The following is a 19,303-nucleotide window of genomic DNA, read 5'->3' as shown; positions in this document are numbered from 1 at the left end:
GGGAACACGGTCCCCTGCGACGAGATGGGGAGGAAGGGCGTGGGGCGTGGGCGCCCGGGTCACTCCTGGGCCTTGCCGCCCGTGATGCGCGAGATGATCAGCGCCACCAGGATGATCAGGCCGTTCAGCGCCCCGATCCACTGGGCGGGGACGCCCCCGAGGGTGAGCACGTTCTGGATCATGAAGAGGAGCAGGATGCCGCTGAAGGCTCCGAACATCGTGCCCTTGCCGCCGTTGAGGCTGATCCCGCCGATGACGGCGGCGGCGAAGACGGTGAAGATGTAGCCGTCGCCCTGGGCCGCGGCGACGGAGGCGAGCCGTCCGGAGAGCAGCAGTCCGGCGAGGGCGGCGAGCACGCTGCCGCTGACGATGACGATCCACAGCACCCGGTCGGTGCGGATGCCGGCCGCCTTCGCCGCGTCGACGTTGCCGCCGATCGCGTACAGGGAGCGGCCGAAGCCGGTCCAGCCGAGGAGGACGACGGCGACGGCGAACAGCGCCAGGCATATCCAGATGGACGCCGGTGTCCCGAACCACTCCGCGGTGCCCAGGTAGAGCATGGAGGGCGGGAGCTGGAAGAACGTCTGGCCGCCGGAGAGGCCGGTGAGGATGCCGCGCAGGACGATCAGCATGCCGAGGGTCACGATGAAGCCGTTGAGCCCGAAGCGGATGATCAGCAGGGCGTTGAGCACACCGACGACCGCGCCCACGGCGAGGGTCACCGGTACGGCCCAGGCCCCGGGGATCAGCCCGAGCCCGTGTCCGGCACCGGCCGGAACGACCAGCAGGGCGGCGACCCCGGGGGCGAGTCCCATGGTGGACTCCAGGGACATGTCCATCTTCTTGACGATCAGGATCATCGTCTGGGCGAGGACCAGGAGGGCGATCTCGGACATGGTCTGCAGGACGTTGACGAGGTTGTCGGCCTGCAGGAACACGGGGTTGACGATCTGGCCGACGATCGCGATGACCACGATCGCGGGGACGAGCGCGAGGTCCCGGAGCCGGGCCAGCGGCACCCGGCCGCCGAACAGCGCGGTCCGCCTCACCCGCGGTTCCGTGGCCTCCGGTGGGGCTGTGTCCACGAGGACGGTGTCAGGCATTGAGGTCCACTCCTTCCATCGCGGCCACGAGGTCGTGATCGTGCCAGCCGCGGGCGATCTCCGATGTCACACGGCCCTGGAACATCACGAGGACCCGGTCGCACATGCGCAGGTCGTCGAGTTCGTCGGAGGCGACGAGCACTCCGGTGCCGGTCCGCGCCGTCTCCTCGACCTTGCCGAGGAGGAATTCCTTGGACCGCACGTCCACCCCGGCGGTCGGGTTGATCAGGACCAGCAGCCGGGGGTCGTCGGCGAGGGCGCGCGCCATGACGACCTTCTGCTGGTTGCCGCCGGACAGCGCGGAGACGGGCAGGTCGGGCCCAGGAGTCTTGATGGCCAGCTTCTCGATCATGCTCGCGGCGAGCCGGTCCCGGCGGGCGCGGCTCAGGAAGCCGTTGCTGCCGATCCGGCCCGGTACGGACAGGGTGGCGTTGTCCGCGATCGACATGTCGGGCACGAAGCCCTGGTGGTGCCGGTCCTGCGGAACGAATCCGGCACCCGCCGCCAGCGCCGCCGGCACGCTGCCCGGCCGGGGCCGGTGGCCCGCGATCTCCAACTCGCCGCCGTCGGCGGCCCGCAGCCCCACGACGGTCTCGGCGACCTCGGTGCGACCGCTGCCCGCGGCCCCCGCGAGCCCGACGATTTCCCCCGCGGCGACCCGGAAGGTGACGCCGCCGTAGGTGGCACCGCTCAGGCCGCGGACGCTCAGCGCGGCCGTGGCGCCGGGGTCGGCGGTACTCACCCGTTCCCCGCGCCGGGTGGCTGCGGCCTCGCCGGTCATCGCGGCGACCAGCTCGCCGCGGGGGAACTCCGTCACCGGCGCGGTCACGATGTGCCGGGCGTCCCGGAACACCGTCACCGTGTCGCAGATCTCGTAGACCTCCTGGAGGTGGTGGCTGATGAACAGGAAGGTCACGCCCTGGTCCTGCAGATCGCGGATCCTGTCGAAGAGCCGGTTGATGGCCGCCCCGTCGAGCTGGGCGGTCGGCTCGTCCAGGATGATGAACCGGGCCCCGAAGGACAGGGCCCGGGCGATCTCCACGAACTGCCGCTGCTCCACGTCGAGATCGCCGGCGGGGGTCTGGGGATCGACGTCCACCGACCAGGTCGCCAGCAGTTCCTCCGCGCGGCGGCGCACGTCCCCCCAGCTGATCAGGCGACCGCGGCCGGGGGCGTGCCGGTTCAGGAAGAGGTTCTCGGCGACGGTCAGCGTGGGGATGATCGTCGACTTCTGGTAGACGCAGGCCACGCGTCGGCGCCAGGCGTCCCGGTCCGCCTGCCGCGGCGCCGGGCTGCCGGCGAAGGTGACCGTTCCCTCGTCGGGGGCCTGAAGGCCGGTGAGGACGGACACCAGGGTGGACTTTCCGGCCCCGTTGCGGCCGACCAGCGCGTGGGTCTCACCGGGTCTGATGGTGATCCGGGCGCCGTTGAGGGCCACCGTCGGACCGAATCGTTTGACGATGCCCGTCGCCTCGACGACGGGCGGGTCCGTGAGGGTCCGCCCGTCGTCCGCCGGGGCGGGCACGGGGCCGACCACTCGCTCCCCGTCGCTCATCTCAACCGCCTTCTGCTCGAATGCCGTGGGGTTGCCGGTCGGGAGGTCAGCCGACGTTGTTGCCCCACAGGGACTTGTCGTCGCTCTTCACACTGGTCACGCCGCCGTAGGTGCCGCCGTCGGCGGTGACGAGCGGGGCCTGGAGCTGGTCCTCCAACAGACCGTCACGGACCTGGACGATCGTGCTGTCGTGGTCGGTAGGACCGGGCTGGAACGTTCTCCCGTCGATCGCGGCCCTCAAGTAGTGCAGGGCGTACCGGGCGTAGAGGTCGGCCGGCTGGGAGACGGTGGCGTCGATCTTCCCCGCGGCGATGTTCCTGAGCTCCTCGGGGATGCCGTCGTTGGAGACGACGAAGACGTGCTTCTCGTCCTTCGGGTCCACCAGCAGCCCCGCCTGCTTCAGGACCTGGAGCGTGCCGGCGAGGGCGAAGCTGGACTGCATGTAGACGCCCTTGATGTCCGGGTTGGCGACGAGGTCCGTCTGGAGCTTCTGCGCGGCGACCGCGCCGTCCCAGTTGGTGGCCTCGCCGAACACCTTGATGCCGGGGAAGTTCTTCTTCATGCAGTCGTTGAACGCCTCGGTGCGGTCACGGCCGTTGATGGAGGACAGGTCGCCCTCCAGCATCACGACCTTGCCCCGGCCGTCCAGCTTCGTACCGAGGTACTGGCACGCCTTCTCCCCGTACGCCCGGTTGTCGGCCCGCACCACCATGAAGACCTTGCCGCTGTCCGGGCGGGTGTCCACGGTCACGACGGGGATCTTCTTCGCGGCCAGCTGATCCAGCGTCGGGGCGATGGCGGCGGTGTCCTGCGGGGCCATCGCGATGCCCTTGACGCCCTGGCTGATGAAGGTCTGGGCGTTGGCGGTGAGCTTGGCGACGTCTCCCTGGGAGTTGGTGGTCTTCAGGGACAGGCCTAGCTGCCCCGCGGACCCGGGCGTGTACTTGATGTACGAGTTCCAGAAGTCGGTGTCGGAACGCGGGTAGTCCACGCCGATCAGCGACCGGTCCGACGACGCGGTGGTTCCGGAGCCGCATGCGCCGAGCAGCGCAACGGCGGAGAGCGCGGAGACGGTCGGGCAGAGGGCGTTTCTGAGTCTCATCGGTGGTTCCTCGTGGTGGTCCCGGAGCAGGGGATCGCCCCTAGCGGATACGGCAGGTGTCACGCTTCGGAGACATGGGATGTTTATAGGTCTCAGCTGAAGAAGCTGTCAATGCCTCGGTGGAACCATGCTGCAAATAAGGCATTCTGCGACGGCGAGGGGTCAGGTCCGCTCAGATCGGCCGACGATTGATCCCATCAATAGCGAGGATCGACGGTGCGGCGTCACGGGCCGCCGTCCACTCCCGAGCGGCGTCGGCCGGGCGCCGCGCCCCTCGGTCGACTCGGGCACGGCCACTCGGGGAGGACGCCCGGTCCGCGATGCCGGCCGACGACCGGGCCTCGGGATCGGTCGGTGCGGATGTGGCATCGGCGGGCCCGAGTCATTCGCGGCACGGGCCCGAACGCACTGCGGGCACTCCGGCCGGTCCGGGCCGGCCCGCTCACGCGGCCCCGGCTCGGATCGGGTCAGGCGGGACGGCGGGCGAGTTCGGCGCGGGTGGTCCGGAGCCCGACCAGGCCGCGGGCGACATGGTTCTCGACCGTGCGGATCGGGCCACCTGGGCGGTCACGAGCGCCGGGTCGTCGCCGGCCCCCGTCACTGTCCGCTCGACGTGGCGCGGCCGTGGGCCTGCCATCGTGCCTATGTTTACGCAACCATCTCCCTGTGGCAAGCATCCTGACCGCCGGGACGGTCCCCCCGACCGTGCCGGCCCGGCCGAGCGAACGGGTTGACATCGGTACGGAAGGAGCGTTGACGGACGGGTCGGACAGCCCGCAGACTTTGCGCACCGGCGGGGCCTCCACGGACCGCCGGAACGGTTGCGGGCCGTCACCCGCGGATCAGCGGCCCCGAGCCGACTGCCCTGCCGACCGCCCCGCCGACCGCCGTTCCCGCGGTCGACCGTGCCCGCTCCGCGGTCGGACGAAATCGGCCCGCCCGGCTCGCCCGTCACGGGTCCCGCACCCGCCGTCCTGATGCAGAGGAGGTGCATTCCGTTTTTCGTCGGCGTCGTAGGGCCACCAGCGCGGCCCGCGCCGCGAGCTCTTGTCCCGTCCCGCCTCGGCGCGGATCCACCCGAGGCCCGCCGGTCGGCGGGCCTCCGAACACCGGCCGAGGTGCGGGTTGAGCAAGCCGATCAAGGTACGGAAGACACCCAGGGCGCTCAAGGCGTCCAAGGACCCCGAGGGGCGGATGGCCCTCGCCGACCACCTGCGGGAGCTGCGCAACCGCGTGGCCAAGTCGGTCCTGGCGATCGTCGTGTTCACCGTCCTGGCGCTGTTCTTCCACAAGAGGATCGAGGACTTCCTGCTGCAACCGCTCCGCTGCACCCCGGAGATCATCGCCACGGGGAAGGAGAAGTGCGCGCAGGTCTCGACCATCGGCCTCACGGCCGGCTTCACCTGGATGCTCAAGGTCGCCCTGACCGCCGGCGTGGTGGCCACCGTCCCCGTCTGGCTCTACCAGATCTGGGCCTTCGTCGTGCCCGGTCTGCACCGGAACGAACGCAAGTACACCCGGATCTTCGTCGCCTGCGGCGCCCCGCTGTTCCTGGCCGGAGCCGCCCTGGCGATGGTGCTGCTGCCGACGACGGTCCAGATGCTCATGTCGTTCACCCCCGACAACACCACGCCGATCCTGCCGCCCGACGACTACTTCGACATCGCCACCCGGCTGGTCCTGGTCTTCGGCCTGGCCTTCGAGTTCCCGCTGCTGCTGGTGATGCTCAACCTGACCGGCATCGTCACCGGCAAGCGGCTGCTCGGCTGGTGGCGCGGCATGGTACTGGGCATCACCGTCTTCGCCGCGTTCGCCACCCCGAGCGTCGACCCGCTGAGCATGCTGGCACTGGCCGCACCGATCTGGGCCCTCTTCTTCCTCGCCTGCGGCATCGCGACGGTCAACGACCGGCGCAAGGCCCGGCGCAACCCCGACCACGGGCTCGGCGCCGACGAGGCCTCCGACGTCGACCTGACGGTGCAGCCGGTGGCGGAGGTGGCGGCCGTCGAGGCCTCCACCCGGCCGGCCGCGAGCATCGAGGTGCACATCCCCCGCCAGGAACACCCGGAGCACCGGGCGCACCTGGACGACATCACCTGATCCGACGGCGGGCGGCCGAACCGCACGCCTCGGCGCCCGACCCACCGGACGCGGGACCGTGGCCACCGGGGCCCCGGCCGTCCGGATCACGATTGTGCATCCCACCGGGCTCCGGAGCCGCCTCCGCACTCCTTCCCCCGGAAGCGGCACGCGCCGGGGCACACCGCGACCGGGGCGTGGTCGGCCCGGTCGCGGTGGCCTGCGCGGCGCGCCATTGGTGCGGTTTCGGGGAGGCGGGTGTTTCATGAGCCGGTTCGGCCGGGGCCGGGGACGGGGGTGCGGCTCGGGGCCGGTAGCGGTTCCGCGGTGGCCCCGAGCGGTCGCCGGAGGGACGAGCGGCTTCCGGCCCGGGAGGGAAGCAGGACGCGACCGGGGCCGGACACGGCCTTCCTCCCGCTCGCGTGGGCGAAGGCCCGCGATCCAGCCGGCGCCCGTCCGCACAGCCGCGCCGGTGTCCTCACCCGGGCGTTTCGACGAAGCGGGCGCCCGCGTGGAGGCGGTGGTGCTCCACCCGCACGATGCGGCCGTCCGCCATGGACGCGGTGACGTCGACACCCGTGCTGCCGCCGGGGTCAAGGACGTCGAGGTCGTGGGAGACCACCACGGTGGCAACCCCACGGTCACGGACGAGCTCCGCCAGCAGGGCGATGATCCGACGGCCGCGCTCCCGGTCCAGGGCCGACGTGGGCTCGTCGACGAGCAACAGGGAGGGCGAACCCATCAGCGACCTCGCGATGTTGACGCGCTGCCGCATGCCGCCGGACAACTGGTGAGGCCGGCGATCCGCGGCGTCGGCGAGGCCGACCTGTTCCAGCAGTTCCATGGCCAGGGTCCGATGCGCGCGCCTGCTGCCCCTCCGCAGGTCCACGGCCAGCAGCACCTGCTCAAAGGCGGTGAGGGACGGGATCAGGTTGTCCTGCTGGAAGACGAAGCCGATGTGGTCGCGGCGGACCCGGGCCCGCTCGGCCGCCGGAAGGTCGGCAGTCCGGACGCCCTCCGCGCACCCCGCCACCAGCTCGACGGGCTCGTCCGCACCGGACCCCTCGGCCGGCGGATCCCCCGACGGCCACGACCCCTGCCACCAACCAGGTGACAGGCGTTTCCGGATGATCCGGCTGCTGCTCGTCGACGACCATCCTGTGGTGCGCGCCGTGCTGTCGGCCACCGACGACCTCCATGTGCGCGGTGAGATCGTGCCCGGAAAGGAACACCCGCGGACTTTCCGACGGCCGACGCCGTGGATTCACCGCGCTGCTCGATCCCGCACGAATCCCTTCCGCGACGGATCCCGTAGAACGACCGGCGGGCCACGTCCGGCAATTCCCCGAAGTCGCACCGCCCAAGGCCCGGAGCCCTCGCGACCCACCATGACGCACCGGAGAGCGAGCGTTCACCCCACGGCCTCGGGATCGGCGGCTCCGTCGTATCCCGGAGCGGCCAAGCAGGGTGCCGAGTCCGGCCGCTCGATCGACACCGTCGCCAACACCGGGCCGTACCTGTGAGCCGGCCGACCCGGGCCCTGGAGCACGGCGGATTCACCCCCCACCCACCACTCCGTATTCGCCGGCGGACCACTACTCCCCATTTCCTCACCAGAGAGCCGAATACTCAATGGCCGCCAGGGAAGTCCGCTTTCTCTTGAATGTCCGACTCTGTCGGGTATTCTGCACGACAAGGCCGATGACAGCGGAAACGCCGGTGTGTAGCGCCGCCGAGACCCCGATCAGCCATCCGCCCGCACGGCCGGGCCCTCGCCGGGCCGGGCGCCTCCTCGAATCCCGCGGAGCCCGTACATGCGCGTATCCGACACCTCCCCCACCCTGCGGCCGGCCGCCTACCTGTGCAGCCCCCCACAGAATCCGAGGGCAGCGACCGGTGACCGCGAAGCGCTGACGCACTTCGCCGCCCGGCTCGGCCTGCCCACTCCGGTGTTCTACCTCGACGACGTCCACCCGTCCTCCTGGGGCCACCGGTCCCGGCCCCAGTTCGAGACGCTCGTACGCGCGGTGATCGACGGCACGCACCGGCTCCTGCTGATACCGGGCCCCTGGGTCTTCTCCGCCGACGAGGGTCGCATCCGCCTGTCGCTCCGTGTCCTCACCGCGGCCGGCTGCACCCGGGTCCTGACCCTCCCGAAGCAGCCGGCCCCCGTCCCGCGGGAGCACCCGGCGACGGCCGGCGCGCGTCCCGGGCGAGTGCCGGGCCAGCGAAGGCCTCCCGCGTGACCGAGCCCTGAGCGACGCCGGGGAGGAAGGACCCCGGCCGGCGCGCGTACAGCGGCGGCCGGGGTCCGCCGGGGCGAGGAGGGCGAATCGATCGCCCCTGCAAACGATCGGTGTCCTCGCCGACCTGGTCCGACGGGGAGTCCCTCGGCGGCTGCCTGACCGGCAGGCCGACGGCGGTCAGCCAGGCACCCGGCAGTCTCGACGACTTCGTCCTCCGGGCCACGGACGACCACCTGGCCGAGAAGTCCTTCAACGGCGTGTTCTGGTCCGCCTGCACCGATCTCGGCGCACCCGCCCCGCGACAGGATCGTCGGGGCACCCGCGGCGATCTCGCCGGAGAACGGACGCGTGGACGTGTTCGTCCGCGGATCGGACGACGCGCTCCGGCAGAGGTCGTCCGTCGGCGACAGCAGGACGGGGTGCACGACTCACCACGAGTGGTGACAACGAGTCCCGGACCGCGACGGGCGCCCGGTGGTCGTCAGGGGTGCGGAGCCTGGTCGTGGACCCAGGCGGCCACCTGGGCACGGCGGGTGAGGCCCAGCTTGAGCAGAATCCGCTGCACGTGCCCCTGTGCGGTCCGCGGCGAGATCACGAGCCGAGCGGCGATCTGCTTGTCCGACAGCCCCTCCCGGAGCAGATCCGCGACCTGCTGCTCCCGGGCGGTGAGGAGCGGGCGGACGGCCTTCTGCACGGGCTCGGCGAGGACACGGTCGTCCAACAGGGCCAGGGCGAGGGACTGCTGGACCGTCGAGGTCTCACCCCTTCGGACATGCGCCTCGAACGCGGCATCGCCCAGCGCCGTCCGCAGCTCGCGCTCGCACGCCAGGTGGTGGACGGCCAACTGCCCCATGCCGGAGATGGCGGTACCGGTCCACCGCCACAGGCTGCGGGCCGCACCCAGGTGTTCGGCCGCCTCCTGGCTCTGGCCCTGCCGCGCCCTCGCCCAGGCCATCGTCTCCAGGCACCGGGCCACCAGCAGCCGGTCGTGCCCGGGCAGGGCGGCGCGGAGGCTCTCGCGCAGCACGGCGACGGCCTGCTCGGCGTCCCGGGCCGACCAGTGCCGCAGGGCCAGGGCCCACAGGGCGTGGGGACGGGCCCACCGGAGGTCGTCGGTGTCACACCGGTCCAGGCACTCCTGGGCGAGAGCGGCCGCGCGCCGGTCGCCGGCGAGGCAGGAGGCGACGGCGAGGAGATGGAGGGCGGTCCAGTACTCCCCGGGATCACCGAGGGCCTCGGAGCGGACGAGCGCGTCCTCCAGGAGCTCGACGGCCCGCACCGGATCGCCCCGGAACAGCGCGCCGAGCCCGGCCAGTCGGCCCGCCGCCGCGATGGAGCCGGGGTCGTCCATGGCCCGGGCCAGCTCGCCGCACTCGTCGGCCCGGACCTCGCCGCCGGCCGCATCGCCGGTGAAGAGCGCCAGCCAGCCGTCCGTCCAGAGGGCCTTCGCCCTGACCGGGCTCGGCTCGGTGTCCACTGCGAGCAGCTGCGCGAGCCAGCCGCGGTCCTCCTCCAAGTCGCCGATGCCCACCCCGTGACTGCGGACCGCGGTGATGATCTCCATCCCTCTGCGCGCCTCCCCCGGCTCGTCCAGGCAGGACCGCAGCGCGTCACGGATGTTGGGCTGCTCACGTCGCAGCCGGGCCAGCCACTCGGGCTGCTTCGCGGTGAACCGTTCCGCCTCCGCACGCCGGACGAGGGCGTGGTAGTGCTCCCGGTGCCGCCGCACCACGTCCCGCTGTCCTCCGTGCTCGGGCAGCCGGAGCCGTCCGTACTGCCGCGCGATGCCCGGCATCCGGTAGTAGACCTGCTGCTCCTGTTCCTCGCGGACGAGCACGGACTTGTCGACCAGGCCCGCCACCACGTCGAGCACGGCCGGGCGCGGCAGGGACTCGTCCGTGCAGACCGCCTCGACCGCGGCGAGGTCGAAACCGGCGGTGAAGACCGACGCCCGTGCCCAGAGCCGCCGTTCCTCCTCGCCGCAGAGGTCGTAGCTCCGGTCGACGGCCGCCCGCAGGCTCCGCAGGCGCGGCGGCGCGGACCGGCTCCCGCCCGTGAGCAGGCCGAAGCTGTCGTCGAGGCGGTCGAGGATCTGGTCGCAGGCGAGGACCCGCAGGCGGGCGGCGGCCAGTTCGATCGCCAGGGGAACGCCTTCCAGGCGGTGGCAGATCTCGGCGGCGGCCCGGGCTTCGGCGGGCGACGGGTCGAAGGCGCCGAGGACGGAGACGGCGCGGTCGGTGAACAACCGCAGCGCGTCGTTGCGCGCCACCGGTCCGGTGGGACGGAGGCCCGGTCCGGGTGCGGGAAGCGGCGGGACCACGAGCAGTTGCTCGCCGTCCACCCCGAGCGCCTGCCGACTGGTGGCGATCACCCGCAGGTGGGGGGCGGCCTCCAGGAGTGCGCCGGCGAGGACCGCTGCGGTGTGCAGGAGGTGCTCGCAGTTGTCGAGCACGACCAGCGTCCGGCGGTCCCGCAGGTATGCCGTCAACGCCCCGATCGGCCGTTGGCCGGGAGCGACACACAGTCCGAACACGGCCAGGGCGGCGGTGACGACGCCGTCCTCCGTCTCGAAGGCCGCCAGGTCGATCAGCCAGGTGCCGGCCGAGAACGAGCGCCGGAGTGTGTGGGCGAGGTGCACGGCGAGGCGGGACTTGCCGATACCGGCGGGGCCGGTCATGGTCAGCAGTCTGCTCCTGCCGACCAGGTGCCGGGCGAGTGCGAGCTCCCGCCGCCGTCCGATGAAGCTGGTCGTATCCGCGGGGAGGTTCCCGTGTCCCGTACGCACTGCCGTCCTGCCTCTGTTCTCTGGTTCGGGGTGCTGCGTCCGACCCGTTCCGCCGACGCGGGCCCGGCACGTGCCGGGCCCGCGCTCCTGCGGAAAGCGAAGGCCGGGACCGTCCGCGGATCGCGTGGTTCGGCTTCCGAGGACGAGCGGGGGAAGACCCGGCCCGGCTCCGCCGGAACGCCTGAGCCGGGTATGCGAAACTCGATGATGCGCCCGGTCGAAATGCGCAGGGATTTCTCCCGGAGAATCGCCCGACCAGCCCACGAATTTCCCGTCCGGACCGTATGCCATATGAGATCTCCACGGCGACGCGATCGTCAAGTCGGACCAGCGACCGCCGATCAATCGTGACGGACCGTCACCATGCGTGTCCGGAAAACCGCTTCACGGGCAATCGCTCCAGAAGGAGGGCAGCGGAAAACAGGTAATGAGACAGGTAAACGTACGTGTGCGGGCCCGTCGCCCATCGGGCCACAATGAGCCCCGGATCGGCTGACGGACCGCCGGTCGGACTCGCGAGAATTTCGTCACGACCCCTTAACACCTCTCTTGTGGCGTCACATTGACGATTCAACGGGTGGCGACGGGTCGATACGCCTTTCACTGACGACCGACACCGGGTCATGCCGATCACCGCCCGGCCGAGGCGCACCCTGCGCCGGCCCGAATTCCTGGAGATGTCCGCGTGACTCGCAGAACCGCCCGCACAGCCGTCAAGCTCGCAACCGTCCTGTCCCTGACGCTGGGCGCCGGGCTCGCCGCCGGCCAGCCGGCCTTCGCGTACTGCCCGGCGTGCTCGCACCCGGGCCAGTTCCACGACGAACCCCAGGAGCAGAAGCCGCGCACGACCGGCGACAAGGTCCACGAAGGCATCGAGATCGCCCTCGGCGTGCTCGGCGGCCTCACGATCACTCCAGAGTTCGGTGGCGTCGAGGGTGTCGGGGTCGGTGAGGCCGGAGCCCGGGGCGGCGACGAGGCTGGGGGTGAGCGCGGCGGCCCGTCACGGTCCGGCGGCACCCGCGACGAGAGTCCCCAGCGCCCGACAAAGCCGGACGGGGCGCAGAAGCCGACCACCGGCACCGGAGCGGCCAAGCCGGAGGCCGGCCGCCCGGAAGAGAAGTTCGTGGAGGCCGACCGCGGCCCGGGCTACGGGATCGTGACCGAGGGCGACACCGCGTCCGGCCAGCCCACGAAGGTGCCGGAGTCCGGGATGGAACTCGACTTCCAGACCCTCGACCTGAACTCCCAGAAGCCCGCCGACGGCGTGACCCGGATCAGGACCGGCCGGACGAAGCTGGCCGAGGACGACCCGAACTACGACTCGGACAGTGACGACTTCGACGAGGCCTACCGCGGCCGGATCCCCAAGCCCACCTCTCAGTCCGAGGTCGCGAAAGCCGTGGCCTCGGGGGCGGACCGGACCGTGATCCTGTGGCGGGGCACCGGCCTGAAGGCGGCCGAGAGCATGGCCAAGCAGGGATCCGCGTCAGGGGACCCCGCCTCGGCCGCCACGGCCAGGCCGTCCGCCGCGACCGCCGCCCAGCAGGTCGGGAAGGGCGGGGTGCTCCCCGAGTTCACCACGGACCCCGGTGTCGCCGAAGGCTTCAGCCACAAGAACGCCCTGGTGGTGATCGAGATATCGGCCAAGTACCTTGCCAAGGGCAGTAGTTCGGAGTCCGGCTGGGTGGCCGCCCGGACCGCCCCGGCGAAGGTCCGGGTGATCGTGGACCGCACGGGCGGCGCCGGTGGCTCCGGCGGCCCCAACGCCTCCTGATCCCGCTCCGCCCCGCGGTGCCCGTGCACCGCGGGGCGCCACTCGGTGAGGACCGCGGTCTCGCACGATCCGCAGATGCCCTGACGGCAGGTGGACGGGACCACCGTCCCCGCCTCCTCCGGCGCGTGGAGCAGCGTCCGGTCCGCGCCGTCGGCGGCGCCGGACCGGCTCGGTGCGCCGAACCGTCGCAAGTCCACGGCATACGGCAGAGCTCGCACCGGACCACCTCCACCACGTGACGAAACCTCAGCGACTGTGCACATGAACGCTTCCCGCATCCCGCTTCCCTAATAAGGAGTGCGGAACGACCGCCGGAGCCCGGCGCGTTACCAAGTCGTGATCGGGGCGGACGGTCCGGAGCACCGACAGCCCGGCCTACCGGTCGTCAGTTGCCGTACCCCGCGCGGGATCCGGGGCACAGACGGGCGAGGAACCGGGACCCGGCGAAACCTACGGTCGGGTAGGACTTGACGCCCCACCCTGCCAACTGAAAGCTTCATGGTCGAAAGTGCTTTAAACACTCGCGCTTGCAGCAACTACAAGCACATTTTCTGCTCTCATGCGGCACGAGCAACCTGCAGCGCGGCAGGTTCTCGGCGGGGAGCGGGGCGAGGTCGCCGGCCGGAACGAACCCCCAGCGGTCCGGTGCCCGACGCGCGAGCCCCGCGCATCCCCTCGCCGCCGGCGCGGTTCGCGCCTCCCGGTCGCCCGTTCATCGGGCGGCTTCCTGACCTTCCCCCACAGAAGGAGTCAGCCATGCGCTGGTCCTGCCGGCGAGGCCGAAGCCTCGTCGTACTCGCCACAGCCGCCGTCACCCTCCCGCTCACGGCGACGCTCTCCCCCGCCGCCGCCGACACGCCGGCCTCCACCCCCGTCGCGGCCGTGGTGCCGCAACCCGTCTCACAACAGGCCCTGTCCGGAGGCGAGTTCACCCTCACCGCCAAGACCCGGATCGCCGTCCTCTCCAAGGACTCGGCGGCAGTGGGGGTCGGTACCTACCTGTCGAAGCTCCTCGCTCCCGCGACGGGCTTCGACCTCCAGGTGGTGAAGGCGACCAAGGCGCCCGACAAGGCCGTCGTCCTGGACCCCAACGGCCCCAGGGAGCTGGGCGCCGAGGGGTACACCGTCTCGGCCAGGAAGAACGGCATCGTCGTCACGGCATACGGCGCACAGGGCCTGTTCCGGGGCGTGCAGACCCTTCGCCAGCTGCTCCCCGCCGCGGTCGAGTCCCGCACCAAGCAGTCCCGGGCGTGGACCGTCGCACCCACGGAGATCTCCGACTCGCCCCGTTACGAGTACCGCGGCGTGATGCTGGACGTCGCCCGCCGCTTCTTCCCCGTCGACCAGGTCAAGCGCTACATCGACGAGGCCGCGGCCTACAAGATCAACAAGTTGCAGCTGCACCTGACCGACGACCAGGGCTGGCGCATCGCCATCGACGCCCTGCCGAACCTCACCAAGGTCGGCGCCAGCACGCAGAGCGGCTTCACCGGCGGCACCGACTGGTACTACACGGCGGCGGACTACAAGGAGATCGTCTCCTACGCCGCCTCCCGCTTCATGACCGTCGTGCCCGAGATCGACGGGCCCGGCCACACCTGGGCCGCCCAGACCTCGGTGCCCGAACTGCGCTGTGACGACAAGTACGCGCAGCCCTACTCCGGCTTCGACGTCAAGATCAGCCTCTTCTGTCTGGGCGAGCAGAAGCAGAAGGACGCGACGAAGAACTTCCTGCAGACCGTCATCAAGGCCGTGGCCGAGCTGACCCCCGGCCCCTACGTCCACCTCGGTGGTGACGAGGTCCCCGCGGCCACCACCTCGGAGCAGTACGACTCCTACGTCAAGACGGTCACCGACGCGACCACCGCGCAGAAGAAGACCGTGATGGGCTGGCACCAGCTCGGCCAGTCCCCCCTCCCCGCCGGCAGCCTCCTCCAGTACTGGGGCGAGGACAGCGACCGGGAGACCATCGGCACGGCGAAGGAGGCGCTGGGCATCCGCCACCTCCGGGCCGGAGCCGCCCAGGACGTCAAGTTCATCATGTCGCCGTCCGACCACGCCTACCTCGACATGAAGTACGACGCCTCCACCCCGTACGGCCTGAGCTGGTCCGGATACGTGCCGGTGCAGCGCTCCTACGAGTGGGACCCGGAGACCGTCACCGGCAAGCTCGACGGCACCGGCTCCATCGTCCCGGCGCACAAGGTCGCCGGCGTCGCGGCCGCACTCTGGGCCGACCGCGCCTACGAGGGCAGCAATGCGCTGCCCAACGCCGGCACCCGCTGGCCCGCGCCCCGGGACTACGCCGACTTCATGAGCTTCCCCCGACTGCCCGCCATCGCCGAGGTCGGCTGGAGCCCCCAGTCCGCCCGGGACTGGAACAGCTTCCGCCAGCGCCTGGGCCTGCACGGCCCGCGCTGGACCGCCGCCGGCATCGGGTTCTACCCGGCCCCGGGCGTCCCCTGGGCCAACACGGCCGGCAGCGGCCTGGAGGGTGTCCACACCCTCACCACCGGCGGCAAGGCCCTGACTTCCGCCACGGCTTCCGGTACCCAGCTCACCACCGCGACCACGGACGGCGGCTCCGACCAGAAGTGGTCCTTCACTCGCTACAACGACGGGACCTACGCGCTCGTCAACCAGGCCTCCGGGCTCTGCGCCGATGTGAACCGCGGATTCACCAGCGCCGGCGCAAAGATCATCCAGTGGACCTGCACCGGCAACCCCAACCAGCGCTGGATCGTCACCCCGGTGAACGGCGGCCACACCATCACCTCGGCCAAGACCAAGTTCCTGCTCACCGCGGCCTCGACCGCCGACGGCGCCCTGATCACCCAGCGGGCCGCCTCGGGCACCGCCCTCCAGAAGTGGACCGTCGAGTGACCCGGTAGCGGCGAGCGTCCGCACCACCTGCCGAGGTGCGGGCGGCCCGCACCTCGGAACCCTGCCGGGGACGGTCCGGCAACAGAGCGGGACGGAGAGCCCCCACCCGCGACTCCCCCTCAGGAAGGCCGAGGACGGCCTTCCTGAGGGGGCCTTCTGCGTTCGCGGGACGTCCCGTGGCCCCGGACAGCACACGGGCTCTCACCCGACATCGATCGAACCGGGCGATGCCCCTCCGCGAGAGGTCGGCTTCGTCAGTGCAATGCCCTTGATCCGGATCTTCCTCGGAACCAGACACCCAATCAATGCGCGCCATCACCGAGAAGCACGGCACGTCTTCGCGCCACCTCGGAAGCCGCACTTCCCTTGAAAGCCCATGTAGAAGCTACCAAGTTCAAGATTCTTCGGTCCGGGCTCTAGACAAGGCCGAATGTCATCCTCGTTAATTCATCCCATGTCCCCCTGTCATGGCGGGACGCGGGATCAACTGCGTGGGGTCGTGCGTTCGGCAGCCCCGACGTCGTCGACCCCGCGCAGCAACAGGCCTACACGGTCCGGGCGTAGCCCCGGCCGCGCGGCCGCCCCTTGATGCGGGGGTGGCAGGTCTCGCCGCCTCCGGCGCGCCACCGGGCTGCCCCACCCACACCGGCCCGGTGGCCTCGCCCCCATCGTTCGACATCGGAGTCGACCCATGTCCCTGCCCGACCTTCCCCTCAACCGTCGTCACTTCCTCACCGCCGCCGCTCTGGTGGCCGGCGCCACGGCCGTGCCCTCCTCCCTCCTCACCCCCCGGGCCGCCGCGGCCGTGCCGCCCCAGGTCACCCTGCCCGATCGCGGCATCTGGGACGGCACCGCAGCGTCGGCCTGGACCGACGGCTTCCTGAGCGGCAACGGCGAGTACGGGGCCGTCTACTACGGGGCACCCGCCCTGGAGAAGATGGTCCTCAACCACCACCGGCTGGTGCTGCCCAACGGCACCCGGGACGTCATGCCGCCGGTGATCTCCGGCCGGCTGGAGGCGGCCCGGGACAAGGCGCTCGCCGGCGACTACGCGGGAGCCTCGTCGACCTTCGCGAACGGCTGGAGGCTGCGTTGGACGCAGACCTTCCACCCCGGTTACGAGCTACGGCTGAACACGCCGGGCATGACGACGGTCAACGACTTCGCCCGCATCACCGACTTCCGGACCGGCGAGGTCACCCACACTTGGGCCGACGGCTACGGCCCCTGGAAGCGCCGCGTCTTCGTCTCCCGCGCCGACCGGGTCATCGTCCACGAGCTGCTGCCGGCCACCGGCCGTACCGTCGACACCACCCTCAGCGTCAGTACCGCCCTTGAGGACGTGCCGGCCAGTGTCTCCTTCGCCACCACCGCCACGGTCACGAACGGCGAGGGCCATCTCAACCTGCGCGGCACCTACCCGTCCGGCGGCGCCTACGGTTACGAGGGTGTCACCCGGGTCGTCGTCTCCGGCAGCAACGCCTCGGTCACCGCCGACGGGCAGACCCTGGTGGTCGCGAGGGCCACCAAGGTGCTGCTGCTGACCAAACTCGGCCGGTACGAGACGTCCACCGGCTGGAACTCCCGGCCCCTGCAGACGGCCCTGGCGGGGCTGACGGCCGACTACGCCACCCTGCTGGGCCGCCACGCGCCGAGGCACCAGGTCATGTACGACCGCTCCGCCCTCGACCTGAACGTCTCGGCCGCCGACCGCCGGCTGACCACCAGCGACCTGATCGCCCGGCAGAACACCAACACCTCGGTCGTCGACGTCGCGCTGATGGAGCGGATGTACGACTCCGGCCGCTACCTGTTCATCAGCTCCAGCGGCGTCCTCCCGCCGCGCCTGACCGGAATCTGGAGCGGTACCTGGAGCGGTGCCTGGGCCGACGACATCACCACCGACGCCAACATCAACCTCCAGGTGGCCGGGGGCAACATCCTCGACCTGGGCGACGCCATGCAGGGCTACTTCGACCTCGTCCTGGGCCAGCTCGCCGACTGGCGCAGGAACGCCACCAACCTCTACGGCGCCCGCGGATTCCTCGCCCCGTCCCGCACCGACGGCGAGCACGGGCGCATGCTGCACTTCGACGACGTCGGCTTCCCCGGCCAGGTGTGGACCGGCGGCGCCGACTGGCTGCTCTACCCGCTGCTGGAGCACTACGAGGTCACCGGCGACGCCGCCTTCCTGCGGGACAAGCTGGGCCCCGCGCTGATGGAGCTGGCACTGTTCTACGAGGACTTCCTCACCCGCACGGACTCGAACGGCAAGGCCGTCTTCGTGCCCTCCTTCTCCATGGAGAACAGCCCGACCAGCACGGGCAGGTACTTCGCCGTCAACGCCACCGCCGACATCATGGCCGGCAGACACGCCCTGCGGGCCGCCATCGACGCGGCCAACACCCTCGGTCTCGAACAGGGCGCAGGCAAGGGCGTAGCCCGTTGGACCGCTCTGCTGGCCAAGTTGCCCGACTACACCGTCAACGGTGACGGGGCGCTCGCCGAGTGGTCCTGGCCGGGGCTGACCGACCGCTACAACCACCGGCACATCTCGCACCTGCACGGCGCCTGGCCGCTGCACGAGATCAATCCCGAGGACCGGCCCGACCTGGTCACGTACGCCCGCACCGCCCTGGACAAGCGCGGGGACGAGAACTACTCGGCCCACGGCAGCCTGCACCGCGCGCTGGCCCGCGCCCGCCTCAAGGACGGCCCCGGGGTCTACGCCAACCTGCTGAAGATCTACGGCAGGAACATGGTCTTCCGGTCGCTGATGACCTCCCACAACCCCGGCCTCGAAACCTACAACTGCGACGCCGCCAACGCCCTCCCCGGCATCCTCGGTGAAGCGCTGGTCTACTCGCGCCCCGGTGTCCTGGAGATCCTCCCCGCTCTGCCCGACCAGCTGGCGAAGGGCAGCATCAGGGGTGTCCGCGGCCGCAACCGCATCACCGTCCGGTCGCTGTCGTGGGACACCGCCGCCCGCACGGCCACCGTCCATCTCACCTCCGCCGTCGACCAGGACATCACGTTCATCTGCCGGCGCGGCATCACCTCCGTCAGCACCGGCGCGAGGGTCGCCGCCTCGCCGCTCGGCAACCACGCCCGGGTCGTGTCGCTGACCGCCGGCACCGGCACCACGCTCACCGTCGGGCTGCTCACCGGCGAGTTCAAGCTGGTGAACCGCAACAGCGGCCTGGTCATGGACGTCTTCGGAGGCGCCACCACCGACGGCGCCCCGGTCATCCAGTACACCTGGTCCGGCAGTACCAACCAGAGGTGGAGGCTGCTGCCGGACCACGACGGCTCCTTCCGCCTGTCCAGCGTCAGGAGCGGCAAGGTTCTGGATGACCCGGGCGCCTCCGGCACCGTCGGCAAGGCCCTCGACCAGTGGTCGGACACCAACAGCGGCAACCAGTGGTGGCGGCTCGTTCCGGCGGGCACCGGCGGCTACTACCGCCTGGTCAACGTCAGGAGCGGGCTCTGCGCGGACGTGCGGAGCGGGTCCACCACCAACGGCGCCGCGATCGTCCAGTCGCCCGCCGGTGGCGGCGCAAGCCAGGAATGGAAGCCCGAGGGCGTGTGACGGCCCCGGGTGCGTGAAACGGCGGTGACCAGGCGTCGCCGCCGTCACGGCCCCGTGCCGCCCGTCGTCGGCCGCCGGGGCAGCCCCGACGACGCCGAGGGTCCTCCGGGCGCCACCGCCCGTGGCCTCAGGTCGATGACGACCTGCTCGGGTTAGCGGCAGATCGAATCGGACCCTACGACGCGAC

At 71.3% G+C, this 19,303-nt stretch carries 10 protein-coding genes and 1 pseudogene; 5 read left to right on the top strand and 6 right to left on the bottom strand.

Annotated features, from left to right (window positions below; genetic code table 11):
• Positions 1-59: 59 nt before the first annotated feature.
• The 3 genes from PUR61_RS18270 to PUR61_RS18260 are packed head-to-tail and all read right to left on the bottom strand — an operon-like array spanning position 60 to position 3,760.
• Positions 60-1,103: an ABC transporter permease gene (locus PUR61_RS18270; RefSeq protein WP_329879965.1), complete on the bottom strand. Its 1,044-nt coding sequence runs from the start codon at positions 1,101-1,103 to the stop codon at positions 60-62.
• Entirely contained in the window at positions 1,096-2,658 is a 1,563-nt protein-coding gene (locus PUR61_RS18265) for a sugar ABC transporter ATP-binding protein (RefSeq protein WP_329879964.1), read from the bottom strand. Before PUR61_RS18265 ends, PUR61_RS18270 begins: the two co-directional genes overlap by 8 nt.
• Positions 2,659-2,704: 46 nt before the next feature.
• Positions 2,705-3,760, bottom strand: coding sequence for a sugar ABC transporter substrate-binding protein (locus tag PUR61_RS18260; protein ID WP_329879963.1), 1,056 nt, complete (start codon positions 3,758-3,760; stop codon positions 2,705-2,707).
• 1,194 nt (positions 3,761-4,954) lie between these two features.
• Between PUR61_RS18260 and tatC the strand changes: the two genes are divergently transcribed.
• Positions 4,955-5,860, top strand: coding sequence for a twin-arginine translocase subunit TatC (gene tatC, locus PUR61_RS18255; protein WP_329879981.1), 906 nt, complete (start codon positions 4,955-4,957; stop codon positions 5,858-5,860).
• A 457-nt stretch (positions 5,861-6,317) separates the two neighbouring features.
• Here tatC and PUR61_RS18250 read toward each other — a convergent pair whose 3' ends face one another.
• Positions 6,318-7,025: an ABC transporter ATP-binding protein gene (locus PUR61_RS18250; RefSeq protein ID WP_329879962.1), complete on the bottom strand. Its 708-nt coding sequence runs from the start codon at positions 7,023-7,025 to the stop codon at positions 6,318-6,320.
• Between the two features lie 628 nt (positions 7,026-7,653).
• Here PUR61_RS18250 and PUR61_RS18245 point away from each other — a divergent pair.
• Positions 7,654-8,085 carry a hypothetical protein gene (locus PUR61_RS18245; RefSeq protein ID WP_329879961.1) on the top strand — a complete coding sequence of 144 codons (432 nt, stop codon included), beginning with the start codon at positions 7,654-7,656 and terminating at the stop codon, positions 8,083-8,085.
• Positions 8,086-8,566: 481 nt separating this feature from the next.
• Here the strand turns inward: PUR61_RS18245 and PUR61_RS18240 are convergent, their stop codons facing one another.
• Entirely contained in the window at positions 8,567-10,870 is a 2,304-nt protein-coding gene (locus PUR61_RS18240) for an ATP-binding protein (protein ID WP_329879960.1), read from the bottom strand.
• Positions 10,871-11,555: 685 nt separating this feature from the next.
• On the opposite strand from PUR61_RS18240, the gene PUR61_RS18235 reads away from it, so the two are divergent.
• Complete coding sequence (locus tag PUR61_RS18235; protein ID WP_329879959.1) at positions 11,556-12,644, top strand: DUF4765 family protein; 1,089 nt, start codon at positions 11,556-11,558, stop codon at positions 12,642-12,644.
• 50 nt (positions 12,645-12,694) lie between these two features.
• Here PUR61_RS18235 and PUR61_RS18230 read toward each other — a convergent pair.
• A pseudogene (locus PUR61_RS18230) lies at positions 12,695-12,907 on the bottom strand (2Fe-2S iron-sulfur cluster-binding protein); the annotation flags it as partial.
• A gap of 493 nt (positions 12,908-13,400) precedes the next feature.
• Between PUR61_RS18230 and PUR61_RS18225 the strand changes: the two are divergent.
• Both PUR61_RS18225 and PUR61_RS18220 read left to right on the top strand, forming a co-directional pair.
• Positions 13,401-15,527, top strand: a complete 2,127-nt coding sequence (locus tag PUR61_RS18225; protein WP_329879958.1) for a family 20 glycosylhydrolase — start codon at positions 13,401-13,403, stop codon at positions 15,525-15,527.
• A 691-nt stretch (positions 15,528-16,218) separates the two neighbouring features.
• On the top strand, positions 16,219-19,116 hold the full coding sequence (locus PUR61_RS18220; RefSeq protein WP_329879957.1) for a glycosyl hydrolase family 95 catalytic domain-containing protein: 2,898 nt from the start codon (positions 16,219-16,221) through the stop codon (positions 19,114-19,116).
• Positions 19,117-19,303 lie beyond the last annotated feature (187 nt).

The sequence above is a fragment of the Streptomyces sp. BE20 genome (assembly GCF_036322525.1).
Lineage (GTDB): Bacteria > Actinomycetota > Actinomycetes > Streptomycetales > Streptomycetaceae > Kitasatospora.
The sequence above is the reverse complement of the archived record's forward strand: the minus strand, read 5'-3'. Positions and strand labels throughout refer to the sequence as shown.

Coding starts and splice junctions, on each gene's coding strand:
- PUR61_RS18220 (WP_329879957.1), top strand. CDS start 16,219: ATGTCCCTGCCCGACCTTCCCCTCAACCGTCGTCACTTCCTCACCGCC.
- tatC (WP_329879981.1), top strand. CDS start 4,955: ATGGCCCTCGCCGACCACCTGCGGGAGCTGCGCAACCGCGTGGCCAAG.
- PUR61_RS18260 (WP_329879963.1), bottom strand. CDS start 3,760: ATGAGACTCAGAAACGCCCTCTGCCCGACCGTCTCCGCGCTCTCCGCC.
- PUR61_RS18265 (WP_329879964.1), bottom strand. CDS start 2,658: ATGAGCGACGGGGAGCGAGTGGTCGGCCCCGTGCCCGCCCCGGCGGAC.
- PUR61_RS18270 (WP_329879965.1), bottom strand. CDS start 1,103: ATGCCTGACACCGTCCTCGTGGACACAGCCCCACCGGAGGCCACGGAA.
- PUR61_RS18245 (WP_329879961.1), top strand. CDS start 7,654: ATGCGCGTATCCGACACCTCCCCCACCCTGCGGCCGGCCGCCTACCTG.
- PUR61_RS18225 (WP_329879958.1), top strand. CDS start 13,401: ATGCGCTGGTCCTGCCGGCGAGGCCGAAGCCTCGTCGTACTCGCCACA.